This window comes from Anabaena sp. CCY 9910 (assembly GCF_963920875.1).
Lineage (GTDB): Bacteria > Cyanobacteriota > Cyanobacteriia > Cyanobacteriales > Nostocaceae > Trichormus > Trichormus variabilis.
Window position 1 is genome coordinate 97,955 of the sequence record NZ_CAWUDJ010000003.1, and the last position, 13,228, is coordinate 111,182.

Sequence of the window (13,228 nt, forward strand, 5' to 3'; positions counted from 1 at the left end):
GAGTATAGTTATGGTCTATCACACTGACGCACCCTACATTTTGGATATTTTTTTATCTTGCTTACGCCAGTATTTTTGGTTGCTTCGTTCACAATCAGGGGTAGTAAGGCACTACCACCAATTACCGCACCATCAACCAGATTAATAGGGGTAATCTTTAATAAAGTTCTCAGGGGTGGGACGGCTACAGCTAATAGTTGCAGGGCAAAGGAACCTGTGACCGCCGCCGTTAAGTAAGGATTATGTGGGAGTTTTTCTGGACTAAATATGCTGTGTTTTTCCGAACGGCTGCTGATTGTATGTAGTAGTTGGGCTGTAGTTAAACCCATGAAAGCGATGGTGCTGGCTTGGGGACTGATACCATATTTGAGGATGCCGTAACCATAAGCGGCTAGAGTACTTGCAGATATGGTGGCGGACTCAAAGGTGATTCTGCCAAAATCAGATTTTTTGATAATTGGGTCTGTTGGGTTGCGGGGTGGTTGACTTAATACCTCTGGTTCTGGGGCTTCCATTGCTAGGGACAAGCCAGGGAAGATATCTGTAACTAAGTTCAGCCAGAGTAGTTGAATTGCATTCAAGGGTTCGCCAATACCTACGGCGGTGGCGGTAGTCATGACCATGATTTCGCTGAGGTTGGTCGCTAGGAGGAAATGCACAGATTTACGAATGTTGTTGTATATCGTTCGTCCCCGACTAACGGCGATAATCATGGTTTCCAGTTTGTCGTCTTCGAGGACAATATCTGCTACCTCACGGGCGACATCGGTTCCCCCTTTACCCATTGCCACACCAACTTGGGCAGCTTTTAAGGCGGGGGCATCGTTAATGCCATCACCAGTCATGGCGACGACTTTACCCGCACCTTGCAAAGCTTGGACTACTTGCAGTTTATTACTGGGACTGATACGGGCAAATACATCTACTTTGTCGCTGAGGGCGGTTAAGGCTTCTGGGGTGAGATTGTTGAGGTTGCTGGAGTCAAGAATTTCTAGTTGAGTATCACGGTTCAATTCTAATTCTTTAGCGATCGCATAAGCTGTTGGGCTTTGATCACCTGTGATCATGACGGTATCAATGCCGGCGTGATGGAAGTCGGCAATTAATGCTTTTGCACCCCTTCTAATTGGGTCTGCCATCCCTACTAAACCCAACCAAATCAAATCTGTTTCATGGTTGCCGTTGTGGGATTCATCTATATGGTTGTAGGCTACACCCAACACCCGCAAAGCTTTACCCGCCATACGATCATTTTCTATTTCCAACATTTGTCGGTCTGCATCGGTTAAAGGAACTACCTCCCCATCCTTCATCCACCCTTGGCACATCTGCACCACTTCGCTGGGGCTACCTTTCACAGCGACAAATTTATGTCCGTTATGAGTCTCGTGGATGGTACTCATAATATTGCGGTTTTCGGAACGCAGATTCGTTTGTAGTAAAGGATACTTCTGTTTTAGAGCGATCGCATCTACCCCCGCCGCAATTCCCATATAAATTAAGGCGTTCTCTGTCGCCGAACCTGTGACTACATACTCACCATCAACACGACTCACTTCACTTTCATTACACAGAACCGAGACATGAATCAGCTTTAACAGTTCATCATACATATAGGGGTTAATATTTTCTGCCCCGGCGATGAACTCCCCATTTGTAACTTTAATTTCCCGTGTGTTGGTGTGAATTTCCACCACCGACATTTTATTTTCCGTAATTGTCCCGGTTTTATCCAGGCAAATTGTCTGCACAGAACCTAAAGCCTCCACCGCACTCAAACTACGGACAAGGACTTTGTTTCGCCGCATATCACGGATACCCAAGGCTAAGGTTGTGGTGGCAATTGTCGGTAAACCTTCAGGAACAGCCGCCACAGCCAAAGATATGGATGATTTCAACATCTGCACCAAACCATATCCCCGCATCACCCCCATCCCAAACACCAGACCACAAAGACCCATCCCAATCACTACTAATTGACTACCCACCTGGTCTAGTTGTCTGGCCAGAGGTGTTTCTGTCGCATTGGCTGCACCCACCAGGGTTTGGATGTGTCCCATTTCCGTAAACTGCCCAGTGGCTACAACCGCCGCCAATCCTTGACCCCCGGTGATATAAGTCCCCCGATAAATCATATTTAGGCGATCGCCTAATGGTACATCCTCACCTGTCAAAGATGCCGTATTTTTACTGACAGGGAGACTTTCCCCAGTTAAAGCCGATTCATCAATACTTAAATTATCTGCCTCAATCAGTCTGGCATCTGCCGCTACATAGCTACCTGGTTTGAGAATTAAAACATCGCCCAAAACTACATTATCTACAGGAATTTCCTGCGCCTTGCCATCTCGCATCACCCAAGCTGACGTTTGTTCTTGGTGTTTGAGAGAGTGGATGATCCTTTCTGACTGAGTTTCTGTAGCGTAGCCAATCACCGCATTTACACCAACCACACCCAAAATAACTACAGCATCAATCAACCCTCCAGTAAAAACCGACACCCCAGCCGCCACACCCAGCAAAGCCACAGGTAAAGACTTGAACTGGTCAACCAAGATACTTAAACTAGAACGTACCTCCGTTTCTGAAAGCACATTCGCCCCATATTTACGCAAATTAGCAGCCGCAGACTCACTGGATAACCCTAATGCAGAGGTGTTGAAGGTATCCACAACTGTACTTGCCGGCATGAGATGCCAATTCTCTATCTTTTGTTGCTTAACACCACTTATTCGTTGAGTTTTCTTAACAATTTTGGCAGATGTAAATGGCTGGACTTGCTGATTACTTTTCTGGTAATTTAATATAACTTCATCAATCAAATAGGCAATCTGCTTGTAATTATATTTTGGTGAAAAAAATACAAGCACATTACCTGTAGAGATATTAGCAGAAACATCAATTATTTCTGGTTGATTGACAAGCGATCGCTCCAAATATTCCTTGAGAGATAGGGAACGATAAAGTTCTTTTACCTTATATCTAGCTCTCCCTTTAACACTGGTATGTATTGCTTGAATCACAGCAATCTCTACTCCTGTAACGCCCTGAACAAATGTAATCTTGGATATATGTCCGCCTGTAATTGATTATAGTTATTAAGCATACTCTTTTTGATAACAGCAACTGTTAAGACTTCCAAATTTATATTTGCAATCCATGAACAAGAGATTAAACTCCGCCTACCTCAGCGCCGCTCAGACTTTTCACTGCGTTTAAAATTCGACCCTCCAGCCATAACCTAATATTCACATTTAGATTAAGTTTTATAAAACCATCAAAAACAAAAGTATACTCAAGATTGTGATCAAAGTTGTGACATCTGGTGGTGGTTTCAGTCTATCTGTCATCAAACTTTAATCATATATAACAGTACTTAAATAAATTACTGCTTCCATCAGCCTAAAGTTACAGAGTCATCTTCATAGATATTAAATATAATTTCCTTCATCCCTAAAGAAATTAGGCATTGACTACATATCATGATTAATTTCTACAAACAAGTAACCAAAGAAAGATAAAAAGCAGTTAATTCTTGACTAAATTATACCTTGAGCTTGAAATAATTTTTAAATAAAAATGCTACTACTAGTAAATAGCTTGAAAGCCCAAAAATCATAAAAAACAGACAACATAGAGTAAATAAATAGATGACAATTTCTACAAATCGTAACCAACAAGTTCAACAGTTAAAAGAACTCATTGCAGACATGGATTACGCCATGTTAACTACCGTCGATGATGATGGTAGTTTGCACAGTCGCCCGATGTACTTCAATGGTGATATTGATGCTGAAGGAACACTCTGGTTTTTTACCTCAGCCAGTTCTCACAAAGTTTTGGAAATTGAACACCGTCAACAGGTGAATGTGAATTTCTCATCACCAAATCAGCAACGCTTTATTTCTATTTCAGCTACAGCAGAACTAGTAAAGGAACGTCAAAAAATCCAAGCACGATGGAAATCAGAATTGGAAACTTGGTTTCCTCAAGGATTGGATGAACCAGATATTGCTTTGCTGCAAGTGAATATCAAAAGAGTTGATTATTGGGATGACCCATCTAATTTTTATGCAAAAAGTATGAGTGGTCTAGCACAAAACAAATAAACCAAGCCCTAGCTGAAATGACCAACGTGAATCCTTTCAGCAGTTTCTCACGGGGGAGATGCTACGCGAACACCAACGCAGTGCTTCTCCTACCTATATTGAAGTAATTAAGGATGAATCCTATATTTTAACTAAGTAGCCATTATCCACCTACATACCTAAACTCATGCCCATCACTTTGCGCTAAACTTAGAGATATTGACATAAAAATCTCTGGCAGTAAGTTCTCCAGTTAAATACCTTTGTTTACTCCAGAAACCATGTCTCAAGAACATGACGAATCAATCGAGATTCAGCAATTAGCCAGCTTAAAACCAACACACTTTGCTGATTTAATAAGAACAGCACAATTGGTTTTTGATCCTGCCAGTGGAGTATCAGGCAGATACGTAGAAGTAGACTGGCAAGAGTTTGGCATGAGCGATAACGTAGCGGAGAATCTCAAATCACTTGGTGAGCAATATCGCTACGCTTCACCGGGTATTTCCAGTGAAATTGTTTGGAGTCAACTGACTCCAGAAACTCGGACGTGGTTTATCAACAACAAAGATGAATTGTGGAAGTTTGAAGAAATATTTCCAGCTTTAGACGAAGACTAAGCATCTCCCATCGTTCTTGACAGCAATATCAACAGACAGAGGTATACAACATCTTGTGTCCCTCTGTCTGTTGTTAGCTGTTTTGGATCTGGTTTGATACCTGCTTTGTGGGTAGAGTTTTTTATCCGCCCAGGCTACGCCAACAAGAATCAAAACAGATGCTTATAGCCAAGATGATGTTACCCAAGGATATATAAACTAATATTAATTAATGCTGCATTTTCCTTTTTAATTGTGTTACAAAATACAAATTTTATACTTAGTTTTGTAGCATTTGCCCATTCTCAGCAATAGGTTTACATCCAACTGTCAGTATTTACACAGGCATCGCACCATTTTTAAGTACATAGTTAATATAATTTAAGCAACCCCCGTCAATGAATCAAAGTTTAAGTATTAGTCCTACCCAGAAGGAAACCAATCACGCCAGTCCTCTAATCGCCAAATCGCAGTTAATTGTCAAGCAGATTATTGTCCTCACTATAGAAATGCTGCTAGCATTACCTCTGGGTTGGGCATTAACAAAATTGCATTTTGGCGGAATTTCTTGGATATTTGGGGGAATTGCCGCTGGAACAGCAGTTCTGCAAGGATGCCGAGTTTTTTATAACTATTCTCCCCAGCCTAATCGCGTCGCCAGAAAAGTAGGAATGGGACTAGTCGGACTGACGGTTGGTGCATCAAATGCCAATAGTAATCTAGTTAGTCTTGTTTCCGGAATTCCTATATTTATTTTTCTCACCTTATTCTTGCTGTTATCTGGTATTTGCATTGGCTATATCTACTCCCGCTTAAGTAAAACCAACATATTAACGGCAATGTTGGCTACAGTTCCTGGCGGTGTAGGTGTCATGTCATCGATCGCCGCCGACTATAATCGGAATGTCACATTAGTAGCATTAGTACAGGCGATTCGTGTTACTTCTGTAGTCCTACTCATTCCCTTCATTGCCAGAACATCCGTTGGTGGTTACTTGAATTCATCCACACTTCCAGTTAAAGGAGTGTTAATCGATTTTGCCGCATCACAACTAGGATTATTGGCAGTAGTGCTGGTACTCACAGGAATCATTGTTTATCTAGCCATAAAATTAAAGATTCCGGCCGGAGAGTTTTTTGGTGCATTAGTTCTGGGTGCAACATTCAACTCTTTGCTAGATTACTTGCCTTTTGTCAGTCATATTCACTTCCATCCCCCACTATTGGTGAATATTATCGGTCAAATGCTCCTGGGAATAACCATTGGTGAATATTGGGGGGAAAAACCTAATTTTGGTAAAAAAACCGTAGGCTACGCCTTGATGTCTGTATTCATGACCTTGGTTGCAGGAGCGATCGCTGCTACTCTAGCTATGCAGTTATCCTCATGGGACTGGTTGACTTGTTTGTTAGTCACAGCGCCAGGCGGATCAGCAGAAATGATACTAGTTTCCTTAAGCTTAAATCACAATGTGGAAGTCGTCACAACAGGCCATTTAGTGAGGCTGATTGCCATTAACAGTTCTTTACCATTGTGGCTATTTTTATTCCGTCACTTTGATGGATTACGGGAAGCTAAAGCGACAAAATAGAACATTAAATAATTATTTACCGAGGATTCAGCACTAACTACTATTTCCGCCTTGGGCTAATACCATCTATACTATGTACTTAAAATTTGATAATCAAATTTAAGTAGACGCAAAGCTATGATTTCTCATGATAGGGATGCAACTTCCGTTGTAAATCAACTGCTGCGACAAATCAAAATTAAAGAAAATCAACTGAAAATTGCCCAAGAATCTAATATGCTCTATGTAGCACAAGCATTAGAGACACAGTTGTTAGAATTGCGATCGCAATTATCTGAACCTCCAGACCTGGAATTTCAAGCATTGATGAGTTTATTAGACGATTAAATTTAGTGGTTAAACAAGTTGATGGTTGCCCAAATCCAAGAACTAGATGCCCAGCATTGGGTGAAGACTCGCTCTTCCCTTGACCCTAATCAATCCACATTCCTCACCTGGACAGGTAAAATTTATGCCTTGATTCCAGGGGAAAAAAGAAAACTCTTATTTAAAATGGTGGGAGTCAGTGTCAGTAGATGCCTACCTACAAATGAAGGTAGCTGGGATTTTACTTCTAGGGAACTCACCTATTATTTGAACCCAGAAAACGACGATATTTTACGTAAATGGGAAAATCCTTGGACAGGGGAAACAGTACCAGTTCTCCATGTAGCCAATAATCCCGTACAAGGACACTTTAAAGGTAAATTCCCGGCTCAAGTGGAAGGTGAAACCACAACCTTTATTTTTGATATTTTTCCCACATACCCCAATCCCCTAGCCGAAGAATCAAAATTTGCTGAATATAGCCCCCATCCAACTTATCAAGCCGCAGAATTATTTAAACTCACCGTCCCCACCGCAGATTTATTCAACGCAGAACTGTCGGCAGTTTCTCAGCTAAAACTGAGTTGGGATAGAATCGGTCAATGGTTGCCTTGGATGAAAATGGGCGATCGCCCAGGTAATCTTATCTATAGTGCTTTTGGCAGTAAAGTTAACGGTTTAACAGAATTACCCCACATATTACAAGAGGAAATTAATACCCGCGTTCCTTTATATAAACAAGCCCCAAAAACATTCTCAGACGGCGAAGACATGACCTCTTGGCTATACTTCCAAAAGCACTTTCAGGCTTACCTAGCAGGCGACATCTTTCCCCTCCCCGCAGATGAAGAAGTGTGAAGCAGGAGGAAGAATATCTTATTCCAGACTCAGCAGTCAACTGTTAACAAACAATATGAAACTCCTAGAGGGGAAAGTGTCCCTAGTTACTGGCGCTACACGCGGTCTTGGTAAGGGAATTGCTATAGGACTCGGTGAAGCTGGGGCAATTGTCTACATTACCGGACGTAGACTGGATAGTAACTCAACTTCTAGCAACGATGTTTCAGGTAGTCTTAATGACACTAAAAGAGCCGTTGAAGAAGCCGGTGGTATATGTATTCCCGTACAATTAGACCACAGCAACGATGAGCAGGTACGTTCACTCTTTGAACGTATCCAAAATGAACAAAATGGACAGCTTGACTTATTAGTTAACAATGCTTACGCTGGAGTGCAAGCATTAACCAATGCTCAGGGAAAACCCTTTTGGGAGAATGCACCCAATCTCTGGGATGCTTGTAACAATGTTGGGTTGCGTAGCCACTATATAGCCAGTGTTTATGCTGCCCAAATGATGACCAAACGCCAGCAGGGATTGATTTGTACGATTTCCTCCTGGGGCGGGATGGCTTATTTATTCGGTGCAGCTTATGGCACAGGTAAGGCAGGATGCGATCGCCTAGCGGCTGATATGGCAGTAGAATTGCAACCTTATAATATAACCTCCCTCTCCATCTGGCCAGGTATTGTTGGCACTGAACTTTTTTCCCGCCTCGCCTGGGAAATGAGCGAAAATCACACAAATGACGGAAAAATTTCGGCGTTGGCGGAGCGTTACAATTGGGAAACTCCCTTACTCACAGGTAGAGTCATAGCTAAACTAGCCTCCCAGACAAATGTAATTAATCGTACAGGACGCGTCCAAGTTGTTGCGGAACTAGCAAAACAATATCGTCTTGTAGATCAAGAAGGCAATTTACCTGTGTCACTCCGCTCTCTACGTTTTCTCATACCCTTAGTATTACCCGCATTAAGAAAGCATTCCTGGCTCATACCAGATATTAAAATCCCTTGGTCAATACTATTACTAACTGTCCTCAAATCACCTAAGACTTAAACCTGTTGACTATTAGCTTTATTCATTAGCCGAACTTGATATTACGTCTCCAACCTCAAAAACTTGCCCCGCCACCGTCACGCGATCGCTTGATACTAATTTTCGTCCCCGTCGAGTTTCAACCTCACCATTAACTTTGACATCACCATCAATAATCATCAGCTTGGCTTGCCCTCCAGTCGGAGCTATACCGACTAACTTCAAAAATTGATCCAGTTTAATCATGCTTATCAGAATTAATGTATCTTTAAAACTTACTCACCCAGATTTTTTGTTGAGACCGGGTGTAAGGGTCTAGGGGGGTAAGGGTTTCAAATATTTATACTCCTATACCCCTATACCCTTGCCCAAACCCTTGATCTTTCGTTTTCATCGGTAAGTCCTAATCTTATCGCTAAAAAACGAGGACAGGTGCAAACACCCATCCCACAAATATACAACACCTAAGTTTTTAAGCCTTTGTGTATTTATCAATTAATTTAGCAAAATCTGGCACTGCTTCCTCTACGTGTTGCTTGGCTGAACCACGAAATTTATCATAAGTTCCCCGCACAATTTGCCGCTTCGAGTCCTTGACCCTAGCATCCGTAATGCTAAGTAGTGCATCAGCCGTGCGAGAGCGACTTTCTACCAAATACCCAACAGCATCGCCCTTCTGCACACCCTCACTCCAAATCGGATCAAGCGCCTCAAAACACTGTGGTAGGAGCTGCTCCACTACATGGGGTATATATCCAGGCTTGATCCCCTTCAGTGCGGCAAAAGCAGTCTTCAAGGTTATACCACTTATACCCGACTTGGAAGCGAGTTGTGCTTCTATCATATTGCAGCAATCCTCCACAACCAGAGCCTTTTTCTCTGGGTTCAAGAGTCCGTCACTAAGTCCCATTTCACTCCTCTTTGTTCGGTATCAAAGTACTTGATGTTAATTCAATTATTTTTCCTACTGAGCAGGAAATTACAGAAAATACTATCAGATTGGTGATCATTTAACTTGAGTTCGACGAAACCTAATCCCAACCACTTCCCTACCAAGGAAGGCTGCTCAAAACCTATAACTGAGTACCAAAAAATTAGCGTTTTAAGCCTCTCTCCACGTTGGGGAAAGGTATCCTGCGGGTAGCAAGCTATGGAGAGGGGTTGTTTTGAATGTATCGAACTCGCATTTATATCAAAAAAAATCCTAAATTTTTATACTCATAAGTAAACTAAATGTACCTCTTTCATACATAATAAATAAACCCAAAGCAATCAATATAAAAGGTATAAAAGTTTTGCCGTGAAGGCTTAAAACATAAGCGATAGGGGCTTGACGACTTAAAAGATCAGCAGTAACACACCAGATGCCAACCATGAAAAAAAATACCCCTAAAATCACTCCCAATGTCACCAGATTTTGTCCAGCAAATAAAGGAATATAAATACTAATATTGTCACCACCATTAGCAACAGTTACTGCTGCCACCTTATATACTTGAGGATGCAAAATACTACATATAAAAGCTAATATAGGATTAGCAGGTGAAGACCCTTTTAAATCTGTAGTTACAGCTTGAATTTGGGTATTTTCCTGCTCTTTTGTAACTAATTGTTTAATGCCAATTATTATAGGTAAAATTCCTAATAATCCTATGAATTCTCGCTGCACAAATAAGCCACCAAAAAAACCTGGCAAGCTAGCTAAAATGATAATTGAAAAACCAAGTAAATGACCGACCCAAATATGCGATCGCCGAAAATTCGCATCTACCTGTGAGAACAGTAGCAATAAAATAATAATATCGTCGATATTTGTGGCTGCGAAAGCAACCATACTTTCTGTAAAAGCCGTTACTAGCTGATTCATGCTGAATTCTTAAAAATTGAAAAAGGCAGTAGCCTACGACTCCGCCAAAGATTAAGTAAGAAGCTAATTAATCTAATTTCACCGTACCAAGTGCCATTACTTGCCAACAGTAGCTTAGTATTTTTTTGTAATTATCTACTTGTTTTTTACACTTTTATCAATTGGGTATAATGTTGCATATAAATTAATTTATCAGAAAACAATAGTTAATCTTCCAACTATTTATAGTAGACAGATTGAGCCTTTCATGCTATTGAAATTCGGGACTTTTATTTCTTAAGTCAAGCCGGCAATTGGGACAAACTATACCAACTTTAAAAAAGAATGCGATAAATAAACCATTTGTAGAGACGCGATTCATCGCGTCTTCTTACCCGTGTGGAAAAAAGCAAGCAACAAAAGTCAAAAAGCCTATAAAATAGGCCTTTCATCGATTATAAATAACTTGCTGTACTATTTGTCGTAAACTAATCATGCCTGGAAGAGTCAGGCATAATTGTTTCTTGAAGATTGGCCTCATTGAGGTTAGCACCTTTCAAATTAGCCCCTCTAAGATTAGCCCCACTCAAATTAGCCCCACTCAGATTAGCACTGGTGAGATTAGCCCAGGCTAAGTCAGCGCCTCTCAAGTCAGCTGCCGTTAAATTTGCCCGGAATAGGTATGCACCTCCTAGATGTGCTTTATGTAGATTAGCTTTGTGGAAGTTGGCTTTGTAAAGGTAAGCTCCCATCACTTCTGCTTGATATAGATTTGCCTCGCTGAAATCGGCCGCAATGAGATTAGCAGCGATAAGATTCGCAAAACAAAGGTTAGAGCGGATGAGTTTTGCTCCAGCCAAATCAGCATCTCTCAAATCAGCACTACTGAAATCAGTACCAATTAAGTTAGCCTCCGCCACAATAGCACCCCGGAGATTGGCTCCACTCAAATCAGCACCAATGAAATGAGCATGGCTTAAATCTGCTTGTGTAAGTACCGATTGACTCAAGTTAGCCACACTAAAATTAGCTGCACTCAAGTTAGCTTCACTGATTTTTGCTTGATAGAGGTTGGCGCTACTGAGGTCAGCACCACTGAGGTTAGCACGTACAAGCAGAGCATGACTTAAGTCCACTCGGCTTAAGTTAGTACCTGCGAGATTTGCGCCCCTGAGGTTATTTTCTTGTAAGTTTGCGGTGCTGAGGTCTGGTTCAATTTGCGGATTTTCTTGTCTCCACTCAATCCATCTCACTGCACCTGCTCGTAATAAAGCTAGATGCTCTAGATTTGCCATTGTCTCTCCTTTACTCCTGGCGACCACTTGGGGAATTGCTCCGGCCAGCTACGCTTTCTATGGCTGCTCTCGCTCCCGCCGCACCTGCGAGAATGTCCCTTTCTTGCCCACCTAAATACAACCTGCCAAAACTACCGACAGCTTGAACTTCTAGAATGTTAATTGAAGCTGCTTTCTCGGCTTCATTAGCGGCTAGAGCAGCATAAGCAGCAGGCTCAACCTCCAATACATATAGAGTCTGTCCGGCTAGTAGTAGCTGTCCTCGTCGCGTCCGGTTGATCAGTTGGGTTTGGTAAGCATCTATATTCCTGATAATCTGGCTGGAAACAATTCGCGGTTTAATACACTCTTCTCTTTTGACTCCAAGAGCTGCCAAAATCGCTTGACCAGCAGCCCGCGTTTCGCCTTGGGAACCTGAATGTACTTCCAATAGACCGTATAATCTCTCAACTACTTGCACTCCAGGGCGGACAGAGGCAGCTTTGAGGGCTATATCGGTAATTTTATTAATCTCGATACCAGGAGAGATTTCAATCCACAGTGATGTATCTCCTGGTAATGGCAAGAAACCTTGGGCTACTGTTCCTATATAGGCCGCGTGTTGTGGTTGCAGGCTGTCGAGAAATACGAAACTGCGTAGTTCTATTCCCAAGGTGATGCTCTCCAGTCATGAGGTTAAAGTAATATTTCGCAATATATGAATGTAACTTAAAACTACCATAAGGCTAGTACTACCTTTCAGCATCATCCCAGGAATTACACCCATTAATTACTTTAACTACTGAGTATTTTGATATTAATTCATCACAAAAGCTACAATAATGTTCATATTAATTAATATTTAGCTGCGGCGATGCTGAGACTAATTACTGATTTCGACGGCCCAATTATGGATGTTTCCGAAAGGTACTACCGTGTGTACCTATTCTGTTTACAGAAAACCCAACATCCAGGCCAGCCAGTACGGCAATTATCTAAAGCAGAATTTTGGCAGATGAAGCGTCAGCACGTTCCGGAAAAAGAAATTGCCCTAATTTCTGGTTTAGATGCAGTGCAAGCACAAGAATTTTCTCAATTGCGCCGTCAAACAGTGCATACAGAACCTTACTTTCAGTATGACATTCCTATCCCCGGTGCTTTAGACGTTTTGTTAAAGGTTCAACAAGTTGGGGTGGATTTAGTCGTCATGACCATGCGTCGAGTTTGGGAACTAGACTATGCTTTCCAAAAATATGATTTAGGTCAATTCTTCCCAGAAAATCGCTGTTATTGTCTCAGCAACGACTATGTGAAAACCCGTGACATTGACGATAAACCTCTGTTAATGCAAAGAGCATTAGCCGAATTACCACCCGCAGCCGATACTTGGATGGTGGGAGATACGGAAGCCGACATTACGGCGGCGAAAAAACATGGTGTTAAGGTGATTGCTGTAGAATCTGGTATCCGCGATCGCACTCAATTACAACAATATCACCCTGACCTGATTGTGCAGAATCTGAGTGCTGCTGTAGATATTATTTTAGAATCTTCGGTGGTGAAAATCTAAATTAAAAACCCCTACCTATCCAGGAAGGGGTCAGATTTGGTAATTTTGGGTAGTTTTTCTTGCAAATCTGAACCGAG

At 41.7% G+C, this 13,228-nt stretch carries 13 protein-coding genes; 7 read left to right on the forward strand and 6 right to left on the reverse strand.

What is annotated here, in order from left to right:
• Window positions 1–8: 8 nt before the first annotated feature.
• Window positions 9–3,023 carry a cation-translocating P-type ATPase gene (locus ACM5QX_RS04145; protein WP_414752502.1) on the reverse strand — a complete coding sequence of 1,005 codons (3,015 nt, stop codon included), beginning with the start codon at window positions 3,021–3,023 and terminating at the stop codon, window positions 9–11.
• 627 nt (window positions 3,024–3,650) lie between these two features.
• Here ACM5QX_RS04145 and ACM5QX_RS04150 point away from each other — a divergent pair.
• The 6 genes from ACM5QX_RS04150 (at window position 3,651) to ACM5QX_RS04175 (ending at window position 8,482) form a co-directional block, all read left to right on the forward strand.
• A complete protein-coding gene (locus ACM5QX_RS04150) occupies window positions 3,651–4,109 on the forward strand; it encodes a pyridoxamine 5'-phosphate oxidase family protein (RefSeq protein WP_414752503.1) in 459 nt (152 codons plus the stop codon).
• Between the two features lie 260 nt (window positions 4,110–4,369).
• Entirely contained in the window at window positions 4,370–4,708 is a 339-nt protein-coding gene (locus ACM5QX_RS04155) for a hypothetical protein (RefSeq protein WP_011321559.1), read from the forward strand.
• Window positions 4,709–5,085: 377 nt separating this feature from the next.
• Window positions 5,086–6,279 (forward strand): AbrB family transcriptional regulator, encoded by a 1,194-nt coding sequence (locus ACM5QX_RS04160; protein WP_414752504.1) that lies wholly within the window; start codon window positions 5,086–5,088, stop codon window positions 6,277–6,279.
• Window positions 6,280–6,396: 117 nt separating this feature from the next.
• Window positions 6,397–6,606 carry a hypothetical protein gene (locus ACM5QX_RS04165; protein ID WP_414752505.1) on the forward strand — a complete coding sequence of 70 codons (210 nt, stop codon included), beginning with the start codon at window positions 6,397–6,399 and terminating at the stop codon, window positions 6,604–6,606.
• A 21-nt stretch (window positions 6,607–6,627) separates the two neighbouring features.
• A complete protein-coding gene (locus ACM5QX_RS04170; protein ID WP_414752506.1) occupies window positions 6,628–7,443 on the forward strand; it encodes a DUF1838 domain-containing protein in 816 nt (271 codons plus the stop codon).
• Between the two features lie 55 nt (window positions 7,444–7,498).
• Window positions 7,499–8,482: an SDR family NAD(P)-dependent oxidoreductase gene (locus ACM5QX_RS04175; protein ID WP_414752507.1), complete on the forward strand. Its 984-nt coding sequence runs from the start codon at window positions 7,499–7,501 to the stop codon at window positions 8,480–8,482.
• A gap of 18 nt (window positions 8,483–8,500) precedes the next feature.
• Here the strand turns inward: ACM5QX_RS04175 and ACM5QX_RS04180 are convergent, their stop codons facing one another.
• The 5 genes from ACM5QX_RS04180 to ACM5QX_RS04200 all read right to left on the reverse strand — a co-directional run bounded on the left by ACM5QX_RS04180 (window position 8,501) and on the right by ACM5QX_RS04200 (window position 12,254).
• A complete protein-coding gene (locus tag ACM5QX_RS04180) occupies window positions 8,501–8,707 on the reverse strand; it encodes an RNA-binding S4 domain-containing protein (protein ID WP_414752508.1) in 207 nt (68 codons plus the stop codon).
• 226 nt (window positions 8,708–8,933) lie between these two features.
• Entirely contained in the window at window positions 8,934–9,371 is a 438-nt protein-coding gene (locus ACM5QX_RS04185; RefSeq protein ID WP_041456512.1) for a DUF6918 family protein, read from the reverse strand.
• 294 nt (window positions 9,372–9,665) lie between these two features.
• The gene (locus ACM5QX_RS04190) at window positions 9,666–10,328 is read right to left on the reverse strand and encodes a cadmium resistance transporter (protein WP_414752509.1); all 663 of its coding nucleotides are present in this window, start codon (window positions 10,326–10,328) and stop codon (window positions 9,666–9,668) included.
• Window positions 10,329–10,795: 467 nt separating this feature from the next.
• Window positions 10,796–11,602 (reverse strand): pentapeptide repeat-containing protein, encoded by an 807-nt coding sequence (locus tag ACM5QX_RS04195; RefSeq protein WP_414752510.1) that lies wholly within the window; start codon window positions 11,600–11,602, stop codon window positions 10,796–10,798.
• 10 nt (window positions 11,603–11,612) lie between these two features.
• The gene (locus tag ACM5QX_RS04200) at window positions 11,613–12,254 is read right to left on the reverse strand and encodes a hypothetical protein (RefSeq protein ID WP_011321568.1); all 642 of its coding nucleotides are present in this window, start codon (window positions 12,252–12,254) and stop codon (window positions 11,613–11,615) included.
• A gap of 201 nt (window positions 12,255–12,455) precedes the next feature.
• Between ACM5QX_RS04200 and ACM5QX_RS04205 the strand changes: the two genes are divergently transcribed.
• Window positions 12,456–13,151, forward strand: a complete 696-nt coding sequence (locus tag ACM5QX_RS04205) for an HAD family hydrolase (protein WP_414752511.1) — start codon at window positions 12,456–12,458, stop codon at window positions 13,149–13,151.
• Window positions 13,152–13,228: the final 77 nt, after the last annotated feature.